At 64.8% G+C, this 26,125-nt stretch carries 25 protein-coding genes; 16 read left to right on the forward strand and 9 right to left on the reverse strand.

Annotated features, from left to right (window positions below):
• Positions 1-188 precede the first annotated feature (188 nt).
• On the forward strand, positions 189-1,379 hold the full coding sequence (locus ACZY0Q_RS12795; RefSeq protein ID WP_463917344.1) for an acyl-CoA dehydrogenase family protein: 1,191 nt from the start codon (positions 189-191) through the stop codon (positions 1,377-1,379).
• Between the two features lie 40 nt (positions 1,380-1,419).
• Here the strand turns inward: ACZY0Q_RS12795 and ACZY0Q_RS12800 are convergent, their stop codons facing one another.
• On the reverse strand, positions 1,420-1,917 hold the full coding sequence (locus ACZY0Q_RS12800) for a M23 family metallopeptidase (protein ID WP_463917346.1): 498 nt from the start codon (positions 1,915-1,917) through the stop codon (positions 1,420-1,422).
• A 405-nt stretch (positions 1,918-2,322) separates the two neighbouring features.
• Between ACZY0Q_RS12800 and rpsB the strand changes: the two genes are divergently transcribed.
• The 6 genes from rpsB to ACZY0Q_RS12830 all read left to right on the forward strand — a co-directional run bounded on the left by rpsB (position 2,323) and on the right by ACZY0Q_RS12830 (position 7,341).
• The gene (rpsB, locus tag ACZY0Q_RS12805) at positions 2,323-3,225 is read left to right on the forward strand and encodes a 30S ribosomal protein S2 (protein ID WP_056348267.1); all 903 of its coding nucleotides are present in this window, start codon (positions 2,323-2,325) and stop codon (positions 3,223-3,225) included.
• 129 nt (positions 3,226-3,354) lie between these two features.
• Complete coding sequence (gene tsf, locus ACZY0Q_RS12810; protein ID WP_463917348.1) at positions 3,355-4,191, forward strand: translation elongation factor Ts; 837 nt, start codon at positions 3,355-3,357, stop codon at positions 4,189-4,191.
• 127 nt (positions 4,192-4,318) lie between these two features.
• Positions 4,319-5,056: a UMP kinase gene (pyrH, locus tag ACZY0Q_RS12815; protein ID WP_463917350.1), complete on the forward strand. Its 738-nt coding sequence runs from the start codon at positions 4,319-4,321 to the stop codon at positions 5,054-5,056.
• A gap of 125 nt (positions 5,057-5,181) precedes the next feature.
• Complete coding sequence (gene frr / locus ACZY0Q_RS12820) at positions 5,182-5,739, forward strand: ribosome recycling factor (protein ID WP_056348274.1); 558 nt, start codon at positions 5,182-5,184, stop codon at positions 5,737-5,739.
• Positions 5,739-6,662, forward strand: a complete 924-nt coding sequence (locus ACZY0Q_RS12825; RefSeq protein WP_463917352.1) for a phosphatidate cytidylyltransferase — start codon at positions 5,739-5,741, stop codon at positions 6,660-6,662. Before frr ends, ACZY0Q_RS12825 begins: the two co-directional genes overlap by 1 nt.
• Positions 6,663-6,756: 94 nt before the next feature.
• Positions 6,757-7,341, forward strand: a complete 585-nt coding sequence (locus ACZY0Q_RS12830; protein ID WP_463917354.1) for a DivIVA domain-containing protein — start codon at positions 6,757-6,759, stop codon at positions 7,339-7,341.
• Between the two features lie 30 nt (positions 7,342-7,371).
• On the opposite strand, the gene ACZY0Q_RS12835 is transcribed toward ACZY0Q_RS12830, so the two are convergent.
• The 5 genes from ACZY0Q_RS12835 to ACZY0Q_RS12855 form a co-directional block, all read right to left on the reverse strand.
• On the reverse strand, positions 7,372-8,061 hold the full coding sequence (locus ACZY0Q_RS12835) for a hypothetical protein (protein WP_463917355.1): 690 nt from the start codon (positions 8,059-8,061) through the stop codon (positions 7,372-7,374).
• Positions 8,062-8,124: 63 nt separating this feature from the next.
• Entirely contained in the window at positions 8,125-9,591 is a 1,467-nt protein-coding gene (locus ACZY0Q_RS12840; protein ID WP_463917357.1) for a sodium/solute symporter, read from the reverse strand.
• A gap of 7 nt (positions 9,592-9,598) precedes the next feature.
• Positions 9,599-9,949, reverse strand: coding sequence for a DUF485 domain-containing protein (locus ACZY0Q_RS12845; RefSeq protein WP_463917359.1), 351 nt, complete (start codon positions 9,947-9,949; stop codon positions 9,599-9,601).
• Entirely contained in the window at positions 9,946-10,668 is a 723-nt protein-coding gene (locus ACZY0Q_RS12850) for a LytR/AlgR family response regulator transcription factor (RefSeq protein ID WP_252564887.1), read from the reverse strand. The genes ACZY0Q_RS12845 and ACZY0Q_RS12850 overlap by 4 nt, the downstream gene beginning before the upstream one ends.
• A 74-nt stretch (positions 10,669-10,742) precedes the next feature.
• The gene (locus ACZY0Q_RS12855) at positions 10,743-11,933 is read right to left on the reverse strand and encodes a sensor histidine kinase (RefSeq protein WP_463917362.1); all 1,191 of its coding nucleotides are present in this window, start codon (positions 11,931-11,933) and stop codon (positions 10,743-10,745) included.
• A gap of 178 nt (positions 11,934-12,111) precedes the next feature.
• On the opposite strand from ACZY0Q_RS12855, the gene ACZY0Q_RS12860 reads away from it, so the two are divergent.
• Positions 12,112-12,492, forward strand: a complete 381-nt coding sequence (locus ACZY0Q_RS12860; RefSeq protein ID WP_463917363.1) for a DUF485 domain-containing protein — start codon at positions 12,112-12,114, stop codon at positions 12,490-12,492.
• Positions 12,489-14,105 (forward strand): solute symporter family protein, encoded by a 1,617-nt coding sequence (locus tag ACZY0Q_RS12865; RefSeq protein ID WP_463917364.1) that lies wholly within the window; start codon positions 12,489-12,491, stop codon positions 14,103-14,105. The genes ACZY0Q_RS12860 and ACZY0Q_RS12865 overlap by 4 nt, the downstream gene beginning before the upstream one ends.
• Before the next feature lie 112 nt (positions 14,106-14,217).
• Here ACZY0Q_RS12865 and ACZY0Q_RS12870 read toward each other — a convergent pair whose 3' ends face one another.
• Both ACZY0Q_RS12870 and ACZY0Q_RS12875 read right to left on the reverse strand, forming a co-directional pair.
• A complete protein-coding gene (locus ACZY0Q_RS12870; protein ID WP_463917365.1) occupies positions 14,218-14,907 on the reverse strand; it encodes a hypothetical protein in 690 nt (229 codons plus the stop codon).
• Positions 14,908-15,047: 140 nt separating this feature from the next.
• Positions 15,048-15,521 (reverse strand): Lrp/AsnC family transcriptional regulator, encoded by a 474-nt coding sequence (locus ACZY0Q_RS12875; RefSeq protein ID WP_111906416.1) that lies wholly within the window; start codon positions 15,519-15,521, stop codon positions 15,048-15,050.
• A 195-nt stretch (positions 15,522-15,716) separates the two neighbouring features.
• Here ACZY0Q_RS12875 and pdhA point away from each other — a divergent pair, with 195 nt between their 5' ends.
• From pdhA to ACZY0Q_RS12890, 3 genes are read left to right on the forward strand one after another with little or no spacing between them, the layout of a single operon-like run.
• Positions 15,717-16,826 (forward strand): pyruvate dehydrogenase (acetyl-transferring) E1 component subunit alpha, encoded by a 1,110-nt coding sequence (gene pdhA, locus ACZY0Q_RS12880; RefSeq protein ID WP_463917368.1) that lies wholly within the window; start codon positions 15,717-15,719, stop codon positions 16,824-16,826.
• On the forward strand, positions 16,826-17,836 hold the full coding sequence (locus tag ACZY0Q_RS12885; protein ID WP_463917370.1) for an alpha-ketoacid dehydrogenase subunit beta: 1,011 nt from the start codon (positions 16,826-16,828) through the stop codon (positions 17,834-17,836). Before pdhA ends, ACZY0Q_RS12885 begins: the two co-directional genes overlap by 1 nt.
• Before the next feature lie 8 nt (positions 17,837-17,844).
• Complete coding sequence (locus tag ACZY0Q_RS12890; protein ID WP_463917371.1) at positions 17,845-19,272, forward strand: dihydrolipoamide acetyltransferase family protein; 1,428 nt, start codon at positions 17,845-17,847, stop codon at positions 19,270-19,272.
• A 113-nt stretch (positions 19,273-19,385) separates the two neighbouring features.
• Here the strand turns inward: ACZY0Q_RS12890 and ACZY0Q_RS12895 are convergent, their stop codons facing one another.
• Positions 19,386-20,027 carry an SACE_7040 family transcriptional regulator gene (locus tag ACZY0Q_RS12895; RefSeq protein WP_463917571.1) on the reverse strand — a complete coding sequence of 214 codons (642 nt, stop codon included), beginning with the start codon at positions 20,025-20,027 and terminating at the stop codon, positions 19,386-19,388.
• 209 nt (positions 20,028-20,236) lie between these two features.
• Here ACZY0Q_RS12895 and ACZY0Q_RS12900 point away from each other — a divergent pair, with 209 nt between their 5' ends.
• The 4 genes from ACZY0Q_RS12900 (at position 20,237) to ACZY0Q_RS12915 (ending at position 26,123) form a co-directional block, all read left to right on the forward strand.
• On the forward strand, positions 20,237-21,844 hold the full coding sequence (locus ACZY0Q_RS12900) for a carboxyl transferase domain-containing protein (RefSeq protein ID WP_463917373.1): 1,608 nt from the start codon (positions 20,237-20,239) through the stop codon (positions 21,842-21,844).
• A 7-nt stretch (positions 21,845-21,851) separates the two neighbouring features.
• The gene (locus ACZY0Q_RS12905; RefSeq protein WP_463917375.1) at positions 21,852-24,065 is read left to right on the forward strand and encodes an ATP-binding protein; all 2,214 of its coding nucleotides are present in this window, start codon (positions 21,852-21,854) and stop codon (positions 24,063-24,065) included.
• A 2-nt stretch (positions 24,066-24,067) separates the two neighbouring features.
• Complete coding sequence (locus tag ACZY0Q_RS12910) at positions 24,068-25,231, forward strand: acyl-CoA dehydrogenase family protein (RefSeq protein WP_463917377.1); 1,164 nt, start codon at positions 24,068-24,070, stop codon at positions 25,229-25,231.
• A gap of 85 nt (positions 25,232-25,316) precedes the next feature.
• A complete protein-coding gene (locus ACZY0Q_RS12915) occupies positions 25,317-26,123 on the forward strand; it encodes a CoA transferase subunit A (RefSeq protein WP_463917379.1) in 807 nt (268 codons plus the stop codon).
• Positions 26,124-26,125 lie beyond the last annotated feature (2 nt).

Here is a 26,125-nt window from a genome sequence, read left to right on the forward strand (position 1 = left end):
CAAGCACGACACTGCAGGAATCAAACCATCGTGGAACCGCGGCCGACGAGAGATCGTCGGCCGCGGTTTCTTTCGTTTTCCTGCAATCTGCGGTATGTTACTCACCAGTAACTTACCGCTGCCGCTGAGTCCCGGCCTGTCCTGCCATGGCGGGCCAGCCGGCGCTGCTGATCTTTGTGAGGGAACCAATGTCCAAAGCCTCTGTTGACATCAACAACCTTCCGTACGCCGACGGTGACTTCTTCGCCTTCGAGCAGCTTCTCACCGCCAAGGAGCAGGACCGGCTGGCCGAGATCCGGGGCTTCCTGGCCCGCGAAGTCCGGCCGATTGCCGTGGATTGCTGGAACCGCGGCGAGTTCCCCATGGAACTCATTCCCAAGCTGGCCGAAATCGATCTGGTGAGCCCGGTCCGGCGCCAGGGCTACTCAAACCTGTTCGCGGGCCTGGTTCACGCCGAGGCCACGCGCGCCGACACCTCCATCGCCACCTTCATGGGCGTGCACGACGGACTGTTCACCGGCTCCATCGAAGCCCTTGCCTCGCAGGAACAGCAGGACGCCTGGCTCCCGGACATCTATTCGCTGAAGAAGATCGGCGCGTTCGGGCTCACCGAACCCCTGGGCGGTTCCGACGTCGCCGGCGGCACACGCACCACGGCTCAGCGCGACGGCGACACCTGGATCCTCAACGGCGCCAAGCGTTGGATCGGCAACGCCACCTTCTCGGATTGGGTGGTCATCTACGCCCGGGACCTCGCCGACAACCAGGTCAAGGGTTTCCTCGTGGATACGGCGCTGCCCGGTTTCAGCGCCACCAAGATCGAAAACAAGATCTCCCTCCGGACCGTCCAGAACGCAGACATCACCCTGGAGAGCGTCGTGGTTCCGGACTTCTTCAAGCTGGCAGGCGCCAACAGCTTCCGCGACACCAACAAGGTCCTGAAGGTCACGCGGCTGTCCGTCGGCTGGCAGGCTGTTGGCCAGCAGCTGGCGGCCTTTGACGTGGCCCGCCGCTACGCCGTGGAACGGCACCAGTTCGGCCGTCCGCTGGCGTCGTTCCAACTCGTCCAAAGCCAGCTGGTGCAGATCCTCGGGAATGCCGTCAGCTCGATGGGCATGATGGTCCGGCTTTCCCAGCTGGAGGATGCCGGCGAGGCCAAGGATGAGCAGTCCGCCCTGGCCAAGGCCTTCACCACTGCCCGGATGCGCGAGAGCGTTGCAATCGGCCGCAGCCTCCTGGGCGGCAACGGCATCGTGACGGACTTCGAGATGGCCAAGATATTTGCAGACGCTGAAGCCATCTACTCGTACGAGGGAACCCACGAGATTAATACCCTCGTAACCGGCCGCGCCATCACCGGGATCTCGGCCATCGTCTAAAGCCGTCAGCCGTCAGCCGTCAGCCGTCAGCCGTCAGCCGTCAGTCCGGGTCCGGCCCCAGGGGCAACAGGATGGACGGGCGGAGGTCTGTGACGAATTCCAGCGGATTGACGTAAGCGTCCCCGCGCCGGACGCCCCAATGGACGCAGGCAAGGGCGGCGCAGTGCCCGGGTTGCAGCATCCCCACGGTTTCGCCCTTCGCCACCACGGTTCCGGCCGTGAGCGGGCTTTCCACCGGCTCAAAGCTGCTGCGGAGGCCGCCCCCGTGGTCGATGGTGATTACGGGGCGGTCCACTACCACTCCCACAAAACTGACGGTGCCGGACTCCGGCGAGGTGACCGGGACGCCGTCGTGCGTTGCCTCCAGGTCCACGCCCCGATGCCCGCTCATCCATGGCTTGTCCGGAGGGTCAAAGGCGCGCAGCACCGCGGGCCTGGGGGAGAGCGGCCACTCCCAGGAGGCGCGCGGGGCCGTGTCCGCTGGGGCCGCCGTGGCCGGGAGCAGAAGCGCGGCGGCCAGGACAAGTGATGCTTTCATAGAAGCCAGCTTTACGTGCAGGATCCCTGATGGGGAGTCCCCGCTTTGGCCATGTGGAAAACGTCCGCCGAAGGCCCCCTGGTAGTCCAGAGGTTATTGGCTCCTGTAGTACACTTGGTGGAGCAGTTTGCTGTGCCCTCAACGCTTGCGTCGGCACGCCTCATTCAGGAATGCGGGGGAGCAGCAACTGACTACGCGTATCCAGCCCTCCAAATCTGAAGCCCCGGCTTTGTATGAGGAGGATTGTGTCTCTTGCGGTCAGGTCCTCGCGGTCCTGGTAGGAGTCGCAATGGATGCCAGGAGCACGGCCCGCCTTGGGCCACGCTAAATAACCGTCAACTATTGGCAGGGTAAGAGAGCCTGAAAAGGCTCTCTCATGAATGACCTGCCGGAAGGAGCGCCGGCATGCCCGTCGTAACTATGCGCCAGCTGCTTGACAGCGGCGTCCACTTTGGACACCAGACCCGCCGTTGGAACCCGAAGATGAAGCGATTCATCTTCACGGAGCGCAACGGCATCTACATCATTGACCTTCAGCAGTCGCTGTCCTACATCGACCGCGCCTACGAGTTCGTCAAGGCCACCGTTGCACACGGCGGCACCGTACTCTTCGTCGGCACCAAGAAGCAGGCCCAGGAATCCATCGCTGAGCAGGCTACCCGCGTTGGCCAGCCCTACGTGAACCAGCGCTGGCTCGGCGGTATGCTGACCAACTTCCAGACCGTTTCCAAGCGCATCCAGCGCATGAAGGAACTGGAAGAGATCGACTTCGATGACGTCGCCGGTTCCGCGTACACCAAGAAGGAACTGCTGCTCCTTCGCCGTGAACTGACCAAGCTGGAAACCAACCTCGGCGGTATCCGCAACCTGACCAAGGCGCCGTCCGTGCTCTGGATCGTGGACACCAAGAAGGAACACCTGGCCGTTGACGAAGCCAAGAAGCTGAACATCCCGGTTGTGGCCATCCTGGACACTAACTGCGATCCTGACGAAGTCGACTTCCCGATCCCGGGCAACGACGACGCCATCCGCTCCGTCAACCTGTTGACCCGCGTTGTCGCCGACGCCGTTGCGGAGGGCCTCATCGCTCGCCACAACCGCGCCACGGGCACCACGGAAGCTCCGGAAGAGCCGCTGGCTGAGTGGGAGCGCGAACTCCTCGAAGGCAGCAAGACTGAAGAAGCTCCCGCCGCTGAGGCTGCTCCGGCTGCTGAAGAAGCTGCCGCTCCGGCAGCCGAAGAAGCGGCCCCGGTTGCCGAGGAAGCTCCGGCAGCCGCCGAGGCTCCCGCCGCCGACGCTGACAAGTAAAACAAGTAAATCCGGATTCTCCGGCGCTGCCCGCAGCGCCGTAGTACCTGACAGGATGGCGGCTCACCAGGTGAGCCGCTGTCCTGTCGGTCCGTACACCACATACATTTTCTAGACAGAGGGGTTCCCATGGCGAACTACACTGCCGCCGATATCAAGGCTCTGCGCGAGCGCACCGGCGCCGGCATGATGGATGTCAAGAAGGCTCTTGACGAAGCCAACGGTGACGCCGAAAAGGCCATCGAGATCATCCGCATCAAGGGCCTCAAGGGCGCTACGAAGCGCGAAGGCCGCTCCACCGCTGAAGGCCTGGTGGCCGCCAAGGTCAGCAACGGCGTCGGCGTTATGATCGAGGTCAACTGCGAGACCGACTTCGTTGCCAAGGCTGACAAGTTCATCCAGCTGGCTGACAAGGTCCTGGCCGTGGCTGTTGAGTCCGGCGCTGCCGATCTCGACACCCTCCTGGCCATCGAAGTTGACGGCAAGCCGCTGTCCGAGGTTGTCGTTGAAGAAGGCGCAATCCTCGGCGAGAAGGTTGTTGTCCGCAAGCTGTCCCGCATTGAAGGCGGCACTGTTGACGCTTACCTGCACAAGACGTCCAAGGATCTCCCGGCCCAGGTCGGCGTCCTGTTCGCTGTTGACGGTGAAGGCGAAGCCGCTGCCACCGCCGCACACGACATTGCAGTGCACATCGCAGCGATGTCCCCGAACTACCTGACCCGTGACGACGTTCCGTCCGACCTGGTCGAGTCCGAGCGTCGCATTGCCGAAGAGACCGCCAAGGCTGAAGGCAAGCCCGAGGCTGCAATGACCAAGATTGTTGAAGGCCGCGTAACGGGCTTCTACAAGGGTGAAGTCCTGGTTGACCAGGCTTTCGCCAAGGACGCCAAGAAGTCTGTGGCGCAGGTCCTCGAAGAGGCCAGCGTCAAGGGTACGTCCTTCGCACGTTTCCGCGTCGGCTCCTAGTCGAATCCGCAAAGGGGTGGCCACTTCGGTGGCCGCCCCTTTTGCATGCACCGGCTAAACGTCCGATGAGACCTTTGGCCACCCGGCACGATAACCTTTTTCAGAGTTCACCAACGGGAAGGCACCCATGGAAGCCGTCAATTCTTCAAGCCAGCCAGAGAAAAGCAGGCGCCGCGTCCTCCTGAAGTTGTCCGGCGAGGTCTTCGGCGGCGGCAAGCTGGGCGTTGATCCCGACACCGTCCGCGATGTCGCCAAGCAGATCGCCGCGGCGGTCCCCGACGTCGAGGTCGCAATCGTCGTCGGCGGCGGTAACTTCTTCCGTGGCGCGGAACTGTCCCAGAGCGGCATGGACCGCTCGCGCGCGGACTACATGGGCATGCTCGGAACCGTCATGAACTGCCTGGCGCTGCAGGACTTCCTGGAGCAGGCCGGCGTGGAAACCCGCGTGCAGAGCGCCATCACCATGGGCCAGGTCGCCGAGGCGTACATTCCGCGCCGGGCCATCCGCCACATGGAAAAGGGCCGCGTGGTCATCTTCGGCGCCGGTGCCGGCTTGCCGTACTTCTCCACGGACACCGTGGCTGCCCAGCGCGCCCTGGAAGTCCACGCGGACGTTGTCCTGATGGCCAAGAGCGGCGTGGACGCCGTCTACACTGCGGATCCAAAGAAGGACCCCAGTGCCGAGAAGCTGGACACTCTGAGCTACGACGACGCCCTGCGCCGCGACATCAGGGTCATGGACCAGACGGCGATGACCATGTGCAAGGACAACAACCTGTCCATGGTGGTTTTCGGGATGGAAGGCGAAGGTAACGTCACCCGCGCCATCCTGGGCGAAAAGCTCGGTACCCTGGTGACCCCGTAGCTGCAGCTAGGATGATCTGAGCACGGTTCCATGCCCGCGGCCGGGCATCAATGGAACCAGGAACACTGAACCAAGATTGTGCAGGGAACCGGTATCCGGACTGCACTGATTTCTGAGGAGAGACCGTGATCGAAGAAACCTTGCTCGAAGCCGAAGAGAAGATGGATAAGGCAGTAGAGGTAGCCAAGGAAGACTTCGCCTCGATCCGCACCGGGCGGGCAAACCCGGGCCTGTACAACAAAGTCCTGGTGGACTACTACGGTTCGCCTACCCCGCTGCAGCAGCTCGCTTCCTTCGCCATTCCGGACGCGCGCACCATCCTCATCACGCCGTTCGATAAGACCGCGCTGCGTGACATCGAGCGGGCCCTGAGTGATTCCGAGGTGGGTGCCAACCCCTCCAACGACGGCAACGTCATCAGGATCACCATCCCGGACCTGACTCAGGAACGCCGCAAGGAATACGTCAAGATCGTCAAGACCAAGGGCGAGGACGCGAAGATCTCCATCCGCAACATCCGGCGCAAGGCCAAAGAGACGCTGGACAAGCTGGTCAAGGACGGCGAAGCCGGCGAGGACGAAGGCAGCCGCGCCGAAAAGGAGCTGGATGGCCTGACCAAATCGCATGTGGACGGCATTGACGAGCTGCTCAAGCGCAAGGAAGCAGAGCTGCTCGAAGTCTGATGAGCCAGGCAGAGCAGGCCCCCACCCAAAGGGCGCGCACCAGGGGGAAACAGTTGCGGAGTAATCCGACACCCAAGGCCGGCCGGAATCTTCCGGCAGCCATTGTGGTGGGCCTGGCCATGCTGATCGGCGTGCTGGGCGGCCTCGTGTTCCTGCCGCTTGGGTTTGTGGCGGTCACCACCGGGTTCGCGATCTTCGGAGTCTGGGAGATCTTCCGCGCCCTGGAGGCTAACGGAACCAGGATGCCCATCGTCCCGGTCATGGTGGGTACAGTCGGCATGCCGTTCGCCGCCTATTTCGGCGGCCTGGAGAGCCTGCTTTTCGCCATGCTCGTGAGCTGTGTGGCGGTTCTCGTCTGGCGTTCAGTGGAGAGCCCTGCCGGATCGGCGAACAGCATCTTTGCCGGTGTTTTCACGCTTGGTTGGGTGCCGTTCTTCATCAGTTTCGCAGCCTTGCCGCTACACGCTGTCGGAGTGGCCACCCCCGTGGGTCTTTGGCCTGGCGGGACCGTGCCGCCCGGGGCCTGGCAGGTGGTGGTAATGCTCCTGCTGGTGGTTTCGAACGACACGTTCGGCTATCTCGTGGGCGCGTCGCTGGGCAAACACCCCATGGCCCCGAAGATCAGCCCCAAAAAATCATGGGAAGGCTTCGCCGGGTCCATTGCCGGTGCCATGCTGATCGGAATCCTTGCGAGCATTTTCCTGCTGGACAAACCCTGGTGGGTGGGTGTGATCCTCGCCGTGGGCGTCGTTGCAGCGTCCACCGCGGGAGACCTGGCCGAGTCAATGGTCAAGCGTGAACTCGGGATCAAAGATATGAGCAGCATCCTGCCCGGACATGGGGGCGTCATGGACCGGTTGGATTCCATCGTCTTCGCGTGTCCGGTCGCATTTGTGCTGTTCGCACTGGTTGCGGGCGTCTGACTCGACCCTTACGGCCCACTTCCGCCGGAGCGCCGGCAGCGCCAATAGACTGGTGCGTAACCTGACCCAGCTGAACTGCAACAAAGGAACAACAGTGGCATTGGACTTTCAACGGAAAATTCCCGCGTCGTTTGAGCGCGTGCGGGGCAACGAATTCGGGTACAACGCCAAACAGGTGGACCAGTTCCTCCAGCGGGCCAGGGTGGCACTCGAAACACCGAAGGCCGCCATCCACGCCGTCACCAGCGCCGATGTTCGGGGCGTCTCCTTTGATCCGGTTAAGGGCGGCTACGCTGCCGCGGTAGTTGACGCAGCCCTGGACCGGCTCGAAGACGCCTTCGCGCGCCGCGAACGCGACGAACTGATCGCTGCCAAGGGCGAGGATGCCTGGCTGCGGGAGATCGGCAGCCTCAGCGGAATCCTCCGCGGCCGCCTCCACCGGCCTGACGGCGAGCGTTTCCGGCGCCCGTTAAAAAAGAAGGCGCGCAGCTACAACATCCTCGACGTGGACAACCTTTGCTACGACCTGATCGGCTACCTCGAAGAGGACAAGCCGCTCAGCGTGGACAATGTCCGCAGGGTGGTCTTCCGTCCCGCCGTCGGAAAGGACGGTTACGAAGAGACCCAGGTTGATGCCTTCCTGGACCGCGTGGTTGAACTCATGGCGGCCATCGACTGACAGGCTCCGGCACAGCCCACGTACCAGGTTCTAGGGACTTTCCCGGGGTGTGGGACACACTGGCGTGAATTGGCTCCAAACTGCCATATACGTCCTGTAGCCGTAGACGGACGAACCGGTGAAAAAAGCCAGTCCGAACACTGCCCCTACGGCGGCCGTAGCAGCGAGGCCGGTCCCGAATAAGGATGTCAGCAGCCCCGCCAAGATGGCGATGAGCGCCGAGTTCGCTGCGCTGATGAACGTCATGCTGCTTCCTGCTACATGGCTCCGTGGGCTGCGGTTCCCCAGGAAGTCGTACGTCTGGAGCGAACCTGGCAGGTCGTCGTGCACGGAGGCCATGAAGTACCGGGCGATGCCTGGGTCAAGGTCAACGTAGGCTGCCCGCAGTCGGTTCATCGCGAGCACATACATCAGGTCCTCGTACGCAACGTTGAAAACCCGGACCTGCGTGAGGCAGCCGATGACCACGTCCACAAAGAGCACCACTCCGGCCAGGACCAGGAACATGTCCGAGAACCTGGTGGCCTGGCCCACCAGTGCAAGGCTCACCAGGCTGGCGGAAGTGAACATCAGGAACATGCTGATACGGGTCAGCACTTCCCCTTGTGTGGTGCTACGGGATGCAAGCAGGCTCCAGTGCTCGGTGGCAAGCAACTGCGCCCGGACCGACGACGGGACCTCTCCCGCCCCGTTGGGGATGCTTCCCTCCTGCATGGACATGCCGTCATTGTCCTCCCTCCAGCCGCCGGGCGCGAGAGCCCCGGACCACACGTGCGGGTACGATCAGCGTTCGGTGGCCAACGGCCGCTCCGGCGTGTGCAGCCGGGTCATGACCCGCGCCATGGTCCGCGGAATCCGATGTTTTGTCGCCCGGGAGACAAGCACTGTCACTGCGAAGGCGGTGGGGACCGTCCACGCCGCCGGCTGGGCCAGCCAGAACGGCGTGCCGGCGGCGCCCAGGACCGTTCCCCACACCATGGCGCCGCCGCAGAGGATGCCGCCGGTCATCATGCCGGCGATGGCGCCGGAATCGGTGAGCCCGCGCCACCAGATGCCCAGAAGGAGCACCGGGCATACCGTGGAGGCAGTAAACGCGAACACCAGGCCCACACTGCCGGCCAGCGCCAGGGAATCAGTCATCACGGCAAATCCCAGCGGGACCACGGCGGAGACGACGGCGGCGAGCCGGAATCCCCGCACGCCGCCGCCCAGCACGTCCTGGCTGATCACACCCGCCAGGGAGACCACCAGGCCGGAGGTGGTGGACAGGAACGCGGCAAACGCTCCGGCCACCACCAACGCGGAGAGCAGGTCGCCGGCGGTTCCACCGATCAGCTGCCCCGGCAGCAGGAGAACCACGGCGTCCGGCTGCCCTGACCGGGCGAGTTCGGGCGCGAACATCCGCCCCACCAGCCCGTAGGCGGTGGGAAACAGATAAAACACCGAGAGCAGCCCGAGCACGATCAGGGTGGTCCGGCGGGCCGAATGGCCGTCCGGGTTCGTGTAGAAGCGGACCAGGACGTGGGGGAGCCCCAGCGTGCCGAACAGCAGCGCCACCAGCAGCGAGATGTTCTGGTAGGGCCCGGCCGGGGCCAGCCCTGTGGGATTCACGACGGCGGGGGCCACGGCGGCTGTCCCGTCACCGGCGAGCGTAAACACGATGAACAGGACGGGCACGGCAAGGGCGGTGAGCTTCAGCCAGAACTGGAAGGCCTGCACAAAGGTAATGGAGCGCATGCCGCCGGCCACAACGGTCAGGCACACCACAACCACCACGGCCGCGGAACCCACCCAGGCCGGCAGCCCCGTGGTGATCCGGATGGTCAGGGCCGCACCATGGAGCTGCGGCACGATGTACAGCCAGCCCACCACAACCACCACCACGCTGGTCACACGGCGGACTGCGCGCGAATCCAGCCTGGCCTCGGTGAAGTCCGGGATCGTGTAGGCACCGGACCGGCGCAGCGGGGCGGCCACGAAGAGCAACAGCATCAGGTAGCCGGCGGTGTAGCCCACCGGAAACCACAGTGCGTCGGTACCGGATAGCAGGATCAGCCCGGCCACGCCGAGGAAACTCGCCGCAGAGAGGTACTCCCCGCCGATGGCCGAGGCGTTCCACCATGGCCTGACCGTCCGGGAGGCCACATAGAAATCTCCGGTGGTCCGGGAAATCCGCAGCCCGTAGAACCCGATGGCGGCTGTTGCCAGCGAAACAACAACAAGTGCGATCACACCCACGGCGGGATTCATCAGGCCATCACTTGTCCCCGGCCAGGTCGCGGTAGCGGGCCTCGTTCCGGGCTGCAGACCGGATGAAAAGCCAGGCGCTGACGCCGATGACGGGATAGATGCCGGCACCCAGCAGGATCCAGTCGAACGGGACACCGGCAATCCGGGTCTCGGCAAGGCCCGGGATGGCAGCCAGCAGCAACGGGAACGCAGACAGGATCAGCAGGAACCCGATGGCCACCACCAGGGCCAGCCGTAACTGGGAACGGATCAGGGAGCGAACGAAAACCTGTCCCACGTCTGAATCCTCGGCCGCCTCGCGGGACTCCCCGGCGGGCCGGGGTGCAGAGCGCGGGGCGGTGACGCGGACCCGGGTCATGCCTGCGGCCGGATACGGGTGGCTTCCAGCTTTTCCCTGACCAGGGGGAGGTGGCGGCGGCTGATGGGCAGGCCGGCGCCGGCCACCGAGACGCTGGGCTTGTCCGCGGCCAGCTTCATGGACTGCACATGCTTCAGTGCCACGAGGTAGGACCGGTGCGTCCGGATAAACCCGGCTTCCGCCCACTGCTGCTCAAGGTCTGCCAGTGGCACGCGGATGAGGTAGCTGGCATCCGCGGTGTGCAGCCGGGCGTAGTCGCCCTGCGCCTGGACGTACGTGACGTCGTCGCGCCTGATCATCCTGGTGGTGCCGCCCTGGTCAACGGTGATCATCTCAGGCGCGGCGCCGCCCCCGTCGCGCAGCAACTCGCTGATCCGGCCCACCGACCGGGAGAGCCGCTCCGCCCGGACAGGCTTGAGCAGGTAGTCCACGGCGGCGAGTTCGAAGGCTTCCAGGGCACAGTCCTCGTCCGCGGTCACAAACACCACCGCCGGAGGTTTGCTGCTGCGTGTGATGGCGCGTGCCACATCAAGGCCGGACACGGCGGGCATGTGAATATCGAGGAAGACGGCGTCAATCGTTTCGGTGTTCAGGGCCCGCAATGCTTCGGCGCCGGAGGTAGCCCGGTGGATGACCCCGATCCGGTCGTCCTTGCCCAGCAGGTAGGCCAGTTCCTCCACGGCGGGTAGCTCGTCGTCGGCGACGAGGACATTAATCATGGTCCTACATTAGCCGCCGCAGGCGGATGGGATGAGGCGGTCGGGATCAGGCGGAGGGGATCACACTGCGCCGTTCAGGCGTCATGGCCGGGCTGGGACTTGGGCACGCGCATGGTAATCAACGTGCCCTCACCCGGCGCCGTCTCGATCACCAGGCCGTGCTGGTCCCCGTAGACCTGCCGGAGCCGGGCGTCCACGTTGCGCAGCCCCACGTGGTCGCCGTCGTGGTGCCCGGCCAGCATCGACTGGAGCTCGGCAGGGTCCATCCCCACGCCGTCATCCTCAATGGTCACTTCCGCGTAGGCGCCCGAATCGTTGGCGGTGATGGTGATGTGGCCCGCCCCTTCTTTGGCCTCCAGGCCGTGCCTGACGGCGTTCTCCACGAGCGGCTGCAGGCTCAGGAACGGGATGACGGTGCTCAGGACTTCGGGCGCAATCCGAAGGCTGACCTGGACGCGCTCACCGAATCGGGCACGCTCCAGCAGCAGGTACCGGTCGATGCAGCGCAGTTCCTCCGCCAGTGTGGTGAAGTCTCCGTGGCGTCGGAACGAGTACCTCGTGAAATCGGCGAACTCAACCACGAGTTCGCGCGCCCGCTCCGGATCCGTGTTGATGAACGAGGCGATGGCGTTCAGTGAGTTGTAGATGAAATGCGGGCTGATCTGGGCACGCAGAGCCCGCACTTCGGCTTCCATCAGCAGCGTCCGGGACGCGTCCAGCTCAGCGAGCTCCACCTGGACGGCCACCCAGTCCGCCACTTCGCTGGTGGCCCGGACAAGGCCTGCGCCCGCCGACGGGGCAAACGCCGCCACGACGCCCACCACCCGTGACCCTGCCCGGACCGGAGCGATGACGGCCCCGAGGTTTCCGGAGGCAAGGCCCGCACCCAGGTCCCGCGCCTGGAGCACCGCGGTTCGGCCGCCGAGCAGGACGTCGGCGGCCAGGTTCATTAACCGGGGCTTCAGTTCCTCGGCGGCACCGTCCCAGGCGAGCACGCCGGCCGTATCGGTGATGGCCAGCGCATCGCAGCCCAGCAAGGTCCTCAGCTGCCGGCTCGCTTTGGCCGCGCCTGCCGGATTGAGGCCCGTACGCAGGTGCTGCCCGGCACTCGATGCCGCGTGGAGGGTTTTGTACGTGGCCCGCTCGGCGTCGGTGCCCAACTCACGGAAGGACCGGAGCAGCTTGATGCCAACGCCGACGACGACGGCGATCGCCAGGGCGATTACCGCAACCGCGGCGGCGGTCAGGAGGGGGGAGTCCGGCATGGTGCCCAGCGTAGCGCCGGGTGCCGTTAGTCGCAGCATCGTAACCGTTGAGCGACCGTTCCGGCCATGGCTCTGGAATGGACGTCTACCGCAGCGCAGAGTGATTGCAGTCACAGTGTCCGTACCCTGCCTGCAGGACCCGGCCGGTGTGGCCATCAACTCTCAATGAGGAGGAACGATGGGTAACGATGCCCACAGTCCGGACGCAGCGGCGTCCGTGGACTTCGAACAGGTCCAGTCGACAGCGCGGTTCCAGGAACTGCGAAAACGTCACCGCAGCTTTGTGTTCCCCATGGCCGTGGTATTCCTGCTGTGGTACTTCGCGTATGTCCTGCTGGCTGACTACGCCGTCGAGTTTATGTCCACCAAAGTGTGGGGCAACATCAACATCGGCCTGATCCTGGGCCTGCTGCAGTTCGTCTCCACATTCGCCATCACCGGCTGGTACGTCAGCTACTCCAACCGGAAGCTGGACCCCATCGCGGCCGAGATCCGCCACGAAATCGAAGGCCATGAGTTTGATAAGGACGGCAAGCCCGTGACTGGAGTGACCAAATGATTGGGATTGCCACGGCCGTAGACGTTGCGGACCTGAAAGAAACCACGCTGCTCAACATGGGCATCTTCGGCCTGTTTGTCGCCGTCACCATGGTGATTGTGCTGCGGGCCAGCCGGAACAACAAAACCGCTGCTGACTACTACGCGGCCGGCCGCTCGTTCACCGGTTCCCAGAACGGAACGGCCATCGCCGGGGATTACCTGTCCGCCGCATCGTTCCTGGGCATCACCGGCGCCATCGCCATCAACGGCTACGACGGCTTTATGTACTCCATTGGCTTCCTCGTGGCCTGGCTGGTTGCCCTGCTGCTGGTGGCTGAGCTGCTCCGGAATACCGGAAAGTTCACCATGGCCGACGTCCTTTCCTTCCGGCTCAAGCAGGGCCCCGTCCGCATCGCTGCGGCCATTTCCACGCTGGCTGTCTGCTTCTTCTACCTCCTGGCACAGATGGCTGGAGCTGGCAGCCTCATTTCGTTGCTGCTGGGCATCAGCGACTGGGGCGGACAGGCACTGGTGATCATCGTCGTCGGCGTCCTGATGATCACTTATGTCCTGATCGGCGGCATGAAGGGCACCACGTGGGTCCAGATCATCAAGGCAATTCTGCTGATCGCCGGCGCGGCCGTGATGACTTTCTGGGTCCTGGCAATTTACGGCTTCAACCTCTCCAGCCTGCTCGGTGCAGCGGTGGAGACTTCCGGCAACCCGGCGGTTCTGAACCCCGGCCTGCAATACGGCAAGACCGGGACCTCCAAACTGGACTTCATGTCCCTTGGGCTGGCACTGGTCCTGGGTACCGCTGCCCTCCCGCACGTCCTGATGCGCTTCTACACCGTGCCCACCGCCAAGGAAGCCCGCAAGTCCGTGGTGTGGTCCATCTGGCTGATCGGCCTGTTCTACCTGTTCACCCTGGTACTGGGTTACGGCGCCGCAGCCCTCGTGGGTGCCGAAACCATCAAGTCGGCTCCGGGTGGCGTTAATTCCGCGGCCCCGCTGCTCGCCTTCCACCTCGGCGGGCCGCTGCTGCTGGGCTTCATCTCCGCAGTCGCATTCGCCACCATCCTTGCTGTGGTGGCCGGGCTGACCATTACAGCCGCAGCGTCCTTCGCCCACGACATCTACGCCAGCGTCATCTCCAAGGGCAAGGCCGACGCTGACACCGAGGTCAAGGTGGCGCGGCGGACGGTTGTGGTCATCGGCGTCATGGCAATCCTGGGCGGCATCTTCGCCAACGGCCAGAACGTGGCCTTCCTGGTGGCCCTGGCCTTCGCCGTGGCGGCGTCAGCCAACCTGCCCACCATTGTCTACTCGCTGTTCTGGCGGCGGTTCACCACCCAGGGCGCGGTCTGGAGCATGTACGGCGGCCTGGGCTCGGCCATCATCCTGATCATCTTCTCGCCGGTTGTTTCCGGCGGAGCAACTTCCATGATCAAGGACGCCAACTTCGCGTTTTTCCCGCTGAGCAATCCGGGTATTGTGTCCATCCCGCTGGCGTTCCTGCTGGGCTGGCTCGGCACGGTCCTGGACAAGAAGCGTGAAGACACCGCCAAGCAGGCGGAAATGGAAGTACGGTCCCTGACCGGCGTGGGTGCGGAGAAGGCTGTGGACCACTGACGCGCTGAGGCCGATCCTGCTGTCGATCGTCGCAGCTGATCGTCAGGCAAAGAAGAGAGTCCCCGTGCCAGTTCACAGCACGGGGACTCTCTTCTTTGCCGGCTTCCCGGTCCTAGGTCTGGGGCTTGAGTTTGATGTTGATCATTTTCAGCTCGTCGGCGCCTTCGAAGCGGTAGACGAGGTCGATCTTCTTGTCGCCGTCACAAGTGATGAGGCCGGCCACGTCGGCCGCCTTCGTGCCGTTCTCGGTGCTGGCCTTTACCTCGTTGTAGGCCGGCTTGCAGGTGTTATCCATTTTCAGCGTCTTGATGCCGGCGATGAATTCCTCCTTGGTCAGCTGTTCGTGGAGGGCGGGGTCAAGATAGTCGTCGTAGGCCTTGGAGCTGTCGCCAGCAATCACCAGCTTCGTGAAGCCGTCAGCCAGGCCCCGTGCATGGTTGGTGGCTCCGTTGACAACGTTGACCAGGATGAGCACGCCGACGACCGCCAGCAGGAGGACGCCGCCCACAATGCCGAGGATGGTCCACAACCTCCGGCGGTTTCGCGCCGGGGGTTCTTGTCCGGGCAGGCCGAAGGGTCCCTCTGACGAGTACTGGCCAGGTGTCCCGTACTGTGCGGGCGGTCCGAACTGCGACGGAGGACCGTATTGCCCCGGCGCACCATTCTGCCCCGGCGCACCATGTGGCGGGTTACCGGGCAGTGGTGGGGCGCCATGCTGACCGGGGTTGCCGGGCTGTCCCGAGGGTTGTGCGGGCCAGGCCGCCGGCTGGACCGGCTGGTACGGTTCCTGAGGATTGCTCACGATGGAGCCTTTCCGGCAACGCACTGGCACTGCCTTATTGTTGGGACCCGCTGAACGGCACCCATGGATTCACCTTGGAACAGCCTATAACCCACCCCGCCGGGGCTGGGTATCGGAGTAATAATAAGGGCTGCGGCCCTCTAGGCGTCTCCGGATCCCCGCTCAAGCAACGGCTGGATGCGGAAGGGGATGAGTTCGCCCATGGCCAGTGCGGTGTCCGTCCGGTCCACTCCATCGCACGCCAGGATTTTCCCGTTGATCCGGAAGAGGTCCTCGGCGTCCAGTGCCACCACGCGGAGCAGGAGGTCAGCGGAGCCGGTGAGGCCGTAGCCTTCGAGGATTTCCGGTATGCCGGCGAGGTCGTGGGCCAGCTGCCCCAGTTTCTGCTGCTGGACATGGACGGAAATGAACGCCATCAGCGGATAGCCGAGGGACGCCGGGTTGATCCGCCGTTCAAAGGACAGGAAGACATGCTTCTTCTCCAGCTGTGCCATGCGCGCCTGCACGGTGTTCCGGGACAGCCCCAGCTTCTGGGCCAACGCCACCACCGTCCGCCGGGGGTCGCGGGCGAGGGCCGAGAGCAGCCGCGTGTCTGTGCCATCCAAAGCTTGCATACTGCGCAACGTTAGCACCATCTGGGCTGTCCAAACAGGGCATTATGCGCAGTATCCGGCGCGGTGGTTGTACCCATTGAGCATTGTGAGTAGGGTCACAAATATCCGGGGCAACGGCGCCCGGGCGGCCGGCGGCGGGCGGGACCACAAGTCCCCAGGCTCCGGTCAAACGACGTGAGAAGGTTGCGTGCCATCGTGTCTACAGACAGGAACCTGATCCAGCTGATTACCCCGGCAGGGGAGCGGATCAGCCACCCGGAGTTCGATCCCTGGGTGAAGGACATCGGAGATGAGCAGTTGTGCTCCCTCTACGAGGACCTCACAGTGATCCGGCGGATCGATGTTGAGGCCACCGCCCTCCAGCGTCAGGGCGAGCTCGGTCTTTGGCCCCCGCTGTTGGGGCAGGAGGCGTCGCAGGTCGGTTCCGGCAGGGCCCTGCGAGAGGACGACTTTGTGTTCTCCAGCTACCGGGAAAACGGTGTGGCCTACTGCCGCGGCGTGGACCTGACGGACATCACCCGGGTATGGCGTGGCACAGCCTCATCCGGCTGGGATCCGTACACCGTGAATATGGCCACCCCGCAGATCATTATCGGCGCGCAGACGCTGCATGCCACCGGTTACGCCATGGGCATCCAGAACGACGGCGCGGACTCGGTGGCGGTGACGTACTTCGGCGACGGCGCCACCAGCGAAGGCGACGTCAACGAGGCCATGGTCTTTGCCGCCAGCTTCCAGGCGCCCGTGGTCTTCTTCTGCTCGAATAACCACTGGGCCATTTCGGAGCCTGTGCGCTTGCAGTCCCACATCCAGATCGCGGACCGGGCCATTGGTTTCGGCATTCCGAGCCTCCGGGTGGACGGCAATGACGTGCTGGCCGTTATGGCAGCCACCCGCGTGGCATTGGACCGGGCCCGGCATGGCGGCGGGCCCACGTTCATCGAAGCCGTGACCTACCGGATGGGACCGCACACCACTGCGGACGATCCCACCCGCTACCGTGACGCCAACGAGCTGGAGGACTGGGCCGCGAAGGACCCCATCCTGCGCGTCAAGGCCCTGCTGGAACGCAAGGGCCTGCTCACGGATCAGGTCCAGCAGCACGTTCACAACAAGGCAGAGGCCGTGGCCCGCGACATCCGTGCGGGCTGCATCGGCATGCCGGATCCGGAGCCGATGGACATCTTCAAGCATGTCTACAGCGAGCCCAACTCGTGGCTGGACCGGCAGCAGGACCACTACGCCCGTTACCTGGCTTCCTTCGGCGATCCCGCGGGAGCCACCTCAGAAGAAGGTGCGCGCTGATGACCCAGATGACCTTTGCCCGTGCCATCAATTCCGGCCTGCGCAAATCCCTCGAAAATGATCCCAAAGTCATCCTCATGGGCGAGGACATCGGCACCCTCGGCGGTGTTTTCCGGGTGACCGACGGCCTCCAGAAGGATTTCGGCACCCACCGTGTGGTGGACACGCCGCTGGCCGAGTCGGCCATCATGGGCACCGCCGTCGGCCTCGCGTACCGCGGCTACCGCCCGGTGGTGGAGATCCAGTTCGACGGCTTCATCTATCCTGCCTTCGATCAGATCGTGAGCCAGGTGGCAAAGCTGCACTACCGCACGCAGGGGGCCGTGAAGATGCCCATCACCATCAGAGTCCCGTTCGGGGGCGGCATCGGCTCGCCCGAGCATCACTCCGAATCGCCCGAGGCGTATTTCACACATACGTCGGGGCTTCGTGTGGTCAGTGTCTCCAACCCGCAGGATGCCTACACGGTGATCCAGCAGGCCATCCTGTCCGATGACCCGGTGCTGTACTTCGAACCCAAGCGCCGCTACCACGACAAGGGTGAAGTGGACGAGGGCACTGATCCCCGCACCGCACTGCCCATGGACTCCGCCCGCGTTGTCACCGAGGGCACGGACGTGACGCTTGTGGCCTACGGCCCGTTGGTGAAGACGGCCAAAGACGCAGCAACCGCCGCCGCCGACGAAGGCATCTCCATCGAGGTCATCGACCTGCGCTCGCTGGCACCCGTGGACTACGCCACCGTGGAAGCGTCCGTCCGGAAGACGGGCAGGTTGGTAGTCACCCATGAAGCCGGCCAGTCCGGTGGCCTGGGCGCCGAAGTGGCGGCCAGCATTACGGAGCGGTGCTTCTACCACCTCGAAGCCGCCCCCGTCCGGATCACCGGGTTCGATATTCCCTACCCGTACTCCAAACTCGAAATGCACCACCTGCCCGGCCTGGACCGGATCCTCGACGGCGTGGACCGCGCACTCGGACGCCCGAACTCCCTCAGCGGGCTGGAAGGATGAGCGCCACCATGATCAAGGAATTCAGGCTCCCGGACCTCGGCGAAGGCCTCACGGAATCCGAAATCCTCAGCTGGAAAGTGGCCGTCGGGGACACTGTGACCCTGAACCAGGTCATCGCCGAGGTGGAAACCGCAAAAGCCGTAGTGGAGTTGCCCTCACCTTTCGCGGGCGTGATCGCTGCGCTCCATGAAGAACCCGGAACCATCGTGGAGGTCGGCAAGCCCATCGTCTCCTTTGAGGTAGCGGACGACGGCGGCGCCTCACCTTCAGGGGTTGCGCCCGCTGGGGTTGCGCCCGCGGGGGCGGCCACTGCCGTGGCGGGTGCCGCGAAACGCGAGCCGAACCTGGTGGGGTACGGCGCCGTCGTCGAAAGTTCAGGCCGGCCCGCCCGCCGGGCCCGCACCTTCACAACCCCGGTGGCTGAGCCTGGCAGGACGGAAACCCCGGTGGTTGAGCCTGTTAAGACGGAAACCCCGGTGGTTGAGCCCATCGAAACCCTGCCTGCCGAGACCCTGACTGCCGAAACCTCCGAGCGGCCACGGTCCACGCCGCCGGTCCGGAAACTGGCCAAGGACCTCGGCGTCGAACTGACCGCGGTGGCGGGCACCGGTGCCGGCGGACTGATCACGCGGGAGGATGTCCAGAATTTTGTTGGCGGCGGGCTGTCGGCGCCGGTGCGCCACCTGTCCGCAGTATCGGATACGCCGTCCCGCGCCGGAGTGGCGGCGCCGGGCGGCCGGGAAGTCCGCACTCCCATCAAGGGCGTCCGCAAGTTTACGGCGGCCGCGATGGTGGCGAGTGCGTTCACGGCACCCCATGCGACGGAATTCCTCACGGTGGACGTCACGCCCACCATGGACCTGCTGGCGAAGCTGAAGGCAAGCCGGGCCTTTTCCGGCTACAAGCTCACGCCATTGACGTTGGTGGCAAAGGCGGTGCTGATCGCGCTGCGGCGGAACCCGTCGCTGAACTCGCGGTGGGAGGAGGCAAGCCAGGAGATCGTGCAGTTCAACTACGTGAACCTGGGCATCGCCGCGGCGACTCCGCGCGGGCTCACCGTGCCGAACATCAAGGACGCGGATACCCTGTCGCTGCTGGAACTCTCGGAAGCCCTGACCGGGCTGACCGAGACGGCGCGGGCGGGTAAGACTGCCCCGGCCGACCTCTCCGGTGGCACCATCTCCATCACGAACATCGGGGTCTTCGGCATCGACGCTGGCACCCCCATCCTCAACCCCGGTGAGGCCGCCATCCTGGCCATGGGGGCCGTGCGGAAGATGCCCTGGGAATTCCAGGATGAGGTGGCGCTACGCCAGGTCATGACGCTGAGCCTGTCCTTTGACCACCGCCTGGTGGACGGGGAACAGGGCTCCCGGTTCCTTGCCGATATTGGTGCCATCCTGGCTGAACCCGGCATGGTGCTCACGATGGTCTAGGCAGCAGTCGCCAAAGCCCGTCATACCAGAACAACGCGGGGTCACTTCCCGCCCGATAATTCGACTTTATCGGGCGGGAAGTGACCCCGCGTTGCCGCCGTGGCACCGCGATGTCAGGAGGTCTGGGGAACGTCCACCGTGAGTGCCGCCAGCGCCATGCTCTCGAGAAGCGGCCGGGCCGTTTTGTGCGCGATCTTGCGTCCGTGGTTCCGTACCGAGTGCGGCGTGGAGTTGATCAGGCCGAATGTGGCGTGGGCCCGCATCCGCAGTTCGGCGGCGTCGGTGCCCGGATGCAGCAGGGCCAGGACCTCCACCCAAATCTCCACGTAGTTCCGCTGCAGCGCACGCACCTCGGACTGGTCCTTCTGGCTGAGGTTGCTGAAGTCCCGGTCCTGCACGCGGATCACGTCCGGCTTGCCCAGCGCGAACTCCACCTGGAACCCCACGAGCCTGCGGAGCGCTGCGAGTGGGTCGGTGGTCTCGGCAATAACGCGGCGGCCGCCGTCAAGCAGATCACGGCTGACGGTGAGCAGTAGGTCCCCCAATACCGCCTGCTTGCCCTGGAAGTGGCGATAGACGGCCGGGCCGCTGACGCCTGCTGCGGCGCCCAGGTCTTCCAGTGACACCTTGTTGAATCCGTTGACGGCGAAGAGCGAAGCCGCGGCAGCCAGCAACGCTTGGCGTCGGATCTCCTTCGCCTGGCTCCGGGGGGTACCGGGAACGGGCAGCGTTGCCGAATCCGGCTGGGCTGCCATGGCCGGTGTGGACGGCTTGACCGGTCGGGTGGTGGGCACGCTTTTCCTCCTAGGACCAGCAAATTCTAGCAACGTCCTGTTGTGTTGGACATCACAGTTAATAAAGACTAACCTGATTTCCAGTTATAAAGCATTAACCGAGCCCGGCTTTTTGAAGCTCTCGCCGGAGCCTTGGTGGCTTTCATGAAGATGATGAACGGACGCAGTCGATGGAGACCCTCGCCAGCCGGCTTGATGCCGCAAGTGAAGTGTTTGCTGCAAACAATGCTGCGCAGCTCGCGCTGGCCACCGAGCTCAGGGCCAGGCTGGCTGGCGCCGCGTTGGGCGGGCCGGAGAAGTCGCGGGAGCGCCATGTGGGCCGCGGCAAGTTGCTGCCGCGTGAGCGCATCGACCGGCTGCTGGATGATGGCAGCCCGTTCCTGGAGATCGCGCCGCTGGCGGCAAACGGGATGTACAACAACGAGTCGCCGGGCGCTGGGGTCATTGCCGGAATCGGCATGGTCCATGGCCGCCAGGTGCTGGTGATCTCCAATGACGCCACCGTCAAGGGCGGCACCTACTACCCGATGACGGTGAAAAAGCACCTCCGCGCCCAGGAGATCGCCCTGGAGAACAGGCTGCCGTGCATCTACCTGGTGGATTCGGGCGGGGCCTTCCTTCCGAAGCAGGACGAGGTGTTCCCGGACAAGGAGCACTTCGGCCGGATCTTTTTCAACCAGGCGAAGATGTCTGCCGCGAAGATCCCCCAGATTGCCTCCGTCATGGGTTCCTGCACTGCAGGTGGGGCTTATGTGCCGGCCATGAGCGACGAAACGGTCATCGTTCGGAACCAGGGCACCATCTTCCTGGGTGGTCCGCCGCTGGTGAAAGCGGCCATCGGTGAAATCGTGACCGCGGAGGAGCTCGGCGGCGGTGACGTGCACTCGAGGATCTCGGGGGTCACGGACCATCTCGCCGAGAACGACGAACACGCCCTGCAGATCGTCCGCGACATCGTGGCCACCCTGCCGAGGCCGGCTGCCCCCGCGTGGGATGTGGACACCGCCGTCGAACCTGTTGCGGACCCGGCCGAGCTGTATGGGGCGGTGCCCACAGACGTCAACGCGCAGTACGACGTGCACGAAGTCATTGCCAGGCTGGTGGACGGCAGCCGGTTCCACGAGTTCAAGAAGGAGTACGGCACCACTCTGGTGACCGGGTTCGCCACGCTGCACGGGCACCCGGTGGGGATCGTGGCCAACAACGGAGTGCTCTTCAGCGAGTCCTCGCTCAAGGGCGCGCACTTCATCGAACTCTGCGACCAGCGCGGTATTCCGCTTATTTTCCTGCAGAACATTTCCGGGTTCATGGTGGGCAAGGACTCGGAACAGGGCGGCATCGCCAAGAACGGCGCCAAGATGGTCACCGCGGTGGCCACCGCCCGGGTGCCCAAGCTGACCGTCGTTATCGGCGGGTCCTTCGGCGCGGGCAACTACTCCATGTGCGGGCGGGCCTACTCGCCGCGCTTCCTCTGGATGTGGCCGGCGTCCCGCATCTCCGTCATGGGCGGGAACCAGGCCTCCGGCGTCCTGGCCACCGTCAAGCGTGACCAGTACGAAGCGGCCGGCCAGGAATGGTCCGCCGAGGATGAGGAAGCTTTCAAGGCCCCGATCAAACAGCAGTATGAGGATCAGGGCAGCCCGTACTATTCCACCGCCCGCCTTTGGGACGACGGCGTGATCGACCCCGCTGACACCCGCACCGTCCTGGGACTGGCGCTCGACGTCGTCTCCCGTACCCCGCTGCCGGAGACCTCCTTCGGCCTCTTCCGGATGTGAGCCAGCCATGACCGCTTCCTTGCCCGATGTACATTCCGCAACCCGGCCGAAACCGCTGTTTAACACCGTGCTGGTCGCCAACCGCGGCGAGATCGCCTGCCGCGTCATCCGCACCCTGCGTGCCTTGGGCATCCGTTCGGTTGCCGTCTACAGCGACGCCGACGCCGGGGCCCGGCACGTGCGCGAGGCTGACACTGCCGTGCGGATCGGCCCTGCCGCTGCCGCAGAGAGCTACCTCAAAATCGAGGCCATCATCCAGGCCTGCCGCGACACCGGCGCCGAGGCCGTCCACCCCGGCTACGGCTTCCTCAGCGAGAACGTCGACTTCGCCCGCGCCCTCGAAGCGGCCGGGATCACCTTCATCGGCCCCGGCGTCGAGTCCCTGAACGTTATGGGTGACAAGATCCGGTCCAAGAACCACGTCTCCGGCTACGGGGTTCCGGTGGTTCCGGGCATCGCCGAAGCGGGCATGACTGACGCGCAGCTCATCCAGGCCGCGGACGCCGTCGGATTCCCACTGCTCATCAAACCTTCGGCAGGCGGCGGCGGCAAGGGCATGCACATCGTGGAACGGGCCGCAGACCTGCCCGCCACTTTGGAAACCGCCCGCCGCGTCGCCGCGAGCGCCTTCGGCGATGACACGCTGTTCCTGGAGCGGCTGGTCCGCATGCCCCGGCACATCGAGGTCCAGGTCCTGGCCGACAACCACGGCAACGTGATCCACCTGGGGGAGCGCGAGTGCTCACTGCAGCGCCGCCACCAGAAAGTCATCGAGGAAGCGCCGTCGCCGTTGCTTGAGTCATTGAACGACGGCGGCGCCACCCGGGCGCGGATCGGCGAGGCCGCCTGCCAGGCGGCCCGCAGCGTCCACTACAGCGGCGCCGGAACTGTGGAGTTCCTGGTCTCCGACGAGGCCCCGGACGAGTTCTTCTTTATGGAGATGAACACCCGCCTCCAGGTGGAGCACCCGGTCACCGAAATGGTTACTGGCGTGGACCTGGTCGAATGGCAGGTCCGCATCGCCGCCGGTGAGGAACTGACCGTCCGGCAGCCCGACGTCGAACTTAACGGGCACGCCGTCGAAGCCCGCGTCTACGCGGAAATCCCGGAGCGGAACTTCATGCCGTCCACCGGGACCGTGCTCCTGCTCGACGAAACGCCAGCCCGGGAGTCAAGGACCCGGATCCGCGTGGACTCGGCCCTGCTGGAGGGTCTGGAGATCTCGTCCAGCTACGATCCCATGATTTCCAAGGTCATCGCGTGGGGCCCGGACCGCACTGTTGCCCTGGATACCCTGGACGCGGCGCTCGCTGGGTATACCGCACTTGGCATCGACACAAATGTTGAGTACCTGCGGCTGCTGATCAACGACCCCGACGTCCGTGCCGGGCACCTCGACACCGGCCTGATCGAGCGCAGGATGCCGGACTTAGAGTTCCGGCGGATCGACGACGCCGAACTGGTCGCGGCAGCCCTGTCCGCCGTCGTGAGCGGGGAACAGGGCAGCGCGGTGACACCCTCCGGTCCGTGGCAGGCAAGCAACGGCTGGCGGATCGGAGCGCCGGCGCCCCGGCGGATCAGCCTGGGAACGCCCGACGGCGGCATCGCAACAGTGAGTGTTACCGGCCGCGTGGCCGCCGGTCCCGTCCAGGTCCGCGTCGGCGAAGGGCCCTGGCGTACGGCCTCCCTCCGGCTGCCGGGCCGCGGCAGCCTGGTCCTTACCCTGGACGGCGAAACCACTGACTACTCGCTGGCGCCGGCGGACCCGGGCCCGGTCAGCTTTGCCCCGGGCAACCCGGCTCCCGCAGTTCCCGCGGAGCTGTTCCTCGGCAACGGAGGCTGGTCCTGCCGGCTGGAGGTGCTGACACGGGAGTCGCGGCTCGTCCGGGTGCTCGCCGCCGTCGAGCGTGAGGAAGGCACCGCGGACCCGGAGGTGCGCTCGCCCATGCCGGGCACGGTGGTGTCCGTAGCCGTCAGCAACGGCGACACCGTGGAAGCAGGCCAGGTCCTCCTCTCCGTGGAAGCCATGAAGATGGAACACCAGCTGGTGGCAGAGGTGGCAGGCACGGTCCACATCAGCATCAAGGCCGGTCAGCCGGTCAAAGCGGACCAGGTGCTGGCCACCATCCACCCTTCAACCACTGACTCAGACGCGGATTCACTCCAGGATTCCAGCAGGGATTCCAACACCGATTCCAACACCACAGGCAAGGGAGCCTAGCCATGACGGATTTTGAACTCAGCGAGGAATACCAGGACCTCAGCGACACCGTCCGCGACTTCGCGGACAACGTGGTGGCCCCGGTGTCCGCCAAGCACGATGAGGAACACAGCTTCCCCTACGAAATCGTGAAGCAGATGGCAGACATGGGTCTCTTTGGGTTGCCGTTCCCGGAGGAATACGGCGGGATGGGCGGTGACTACTTTGCCCTCGCGCTCGCCCTCGAACAACTAGGCAGGGTAGACCAGTCCGTGGCCATCACGCTGGAAGCCGGCGTCTCCCTCGGCGCAATGCCGGTGTACCGGTTCGGCACCGGAGCCCAGAAGCAGGAGTGGTTGCCGGTGCTCGCCTCGGGCGAGGCGCTCGCAGGCTTTGGGCTCACCGAACCGGAAGCAGGCTCGGACGCTGGCGGGACCAAAACCCACGCCCATCGTGAGAACGGCGAGTGGGTGATCAACGGAAACAAGGAATTCATCACCAACTCCGGCACGGACATCACCCGCCTGGTCACCGTCACCGCGGTGACGGGTCAGAAGGAACGCAAGGACGGGACCCTCAAGAAGGAGATCTCCACCATCCTGGTGCCCACCACCACTCCGGGTTTCAGGGCAGAAAAGGCGTACAACAAGGTGGGCTGGAACGCCTCGGACACGCACCCGCTGACGCTCAAGGACGTCCGAGTGCCGGAGGCGAACCTGCTCGGCGAAGAGGGCCGGGGTTACGCGAATTTCCTTTCCATCCTGGATGAAGGCCGTATTGCCATCGCGGCTCTGGCGACGGGGGCGGCACAGGGCTGTGTTGATTTGTCGGTGAAGTACGCCAAGGAACGCAGCGCGTTTGGCCACCATATTGGCAAGTACCAGGCCATCTCGTTCAAGATCGCCCGGATGCAGGCGCGGGCCCACACGGCCCGCTTGGCGTACTACGACGCCGCGTCAAGGATGCTGGCCGGCAAGCCGTTCAAGACGCAGGCTGCCATCGCTAAGATGGTCGCAGGCGAGGCGGCCATGGACAACGCGCGGGATGCCACCCAGGTATTCGGCGGCTATGGCTTCATCAACGAATTCACCGTGGCACGCCACTACCGCGACTCCAAGATCCTAGAAGTGGGGGAGGGCACCACGGAGGTCCAGCTGATGCTGATCGCCCGCGAACTCGGACTCTAACAAGCCCGCTGGTCGGGAATGCCACGCAGTGGTCGAGTCTGCTGCGCGGTGGTCGAGCCTGTCGAGACCCTTGAAAGGACCAACGATGATCAACAAGGTTGTTGCCAGCGCCGAGGAAGCCATTGCGGACATTCCCGACGGCGCGTCGCTGGCCGTGGGAGGCTTCGGCCTCTGCGGAATCCCGGTAGCCCTGATCGATGCCCTGCATCGGCACGGTACCAAGGACCTGGAAACCGTGAGCAACAACTGCGGCGTGGACGACTGGGGGCTGGGCGTCCTGCTCCGCGATGGCAGGATCCGGCGGACCGTCAGTTCCTACGTCGGCGAGAACAAGGAATTCGCGCGCCAGTACCTGTCCGGTGAACTTGAGGTGGTGCTGACCCCGCAGGGAACGCTTGCGGAGAAGCTGCGGGCCGGCGGCGCCGGGATCCCCGCCTTCTACACCAAGGCGGGGGTCGGCACACAGGTATCCGACGGCGGCCTGCCGCAGAAGTACGACGCCGACGGCGGCATCGCCATCGCATCTGCCCCGAAGGAAGTGCGGACGTTCAACGATGTGGACTACGTCCTGGAGGAATCCCTGACACCCGACTTCGGGCTGGTCCACGCCTGGAAAGGCGACCGCCACGGCAACCTGGTTTTCCACGCCACCGCCATGAACTTCAACCCGCTCTGCGCCATGGCGGGAAAAATCACCATCGCCGAGGTGGAGGAACTCGTGGAGCCGGGGGAACTCGACCCGGAGCACGTCCATACGCCCGGCATTTTTGTCCAGCGGGTGGTGGTTGTGCCCGCCGGGGAGAAGCGGATCGAAAAGCGGACAGTTGCCCTTGCAAAGGCCGCAACCCAGGCCGCCGGAACCGAAAGCGCCACCGAACAGGCAGGAGCGTAGCC

The sequence above is a fragment of the Pseudarthrobacter lactosi genome (genome assembly GCF_055412785.1).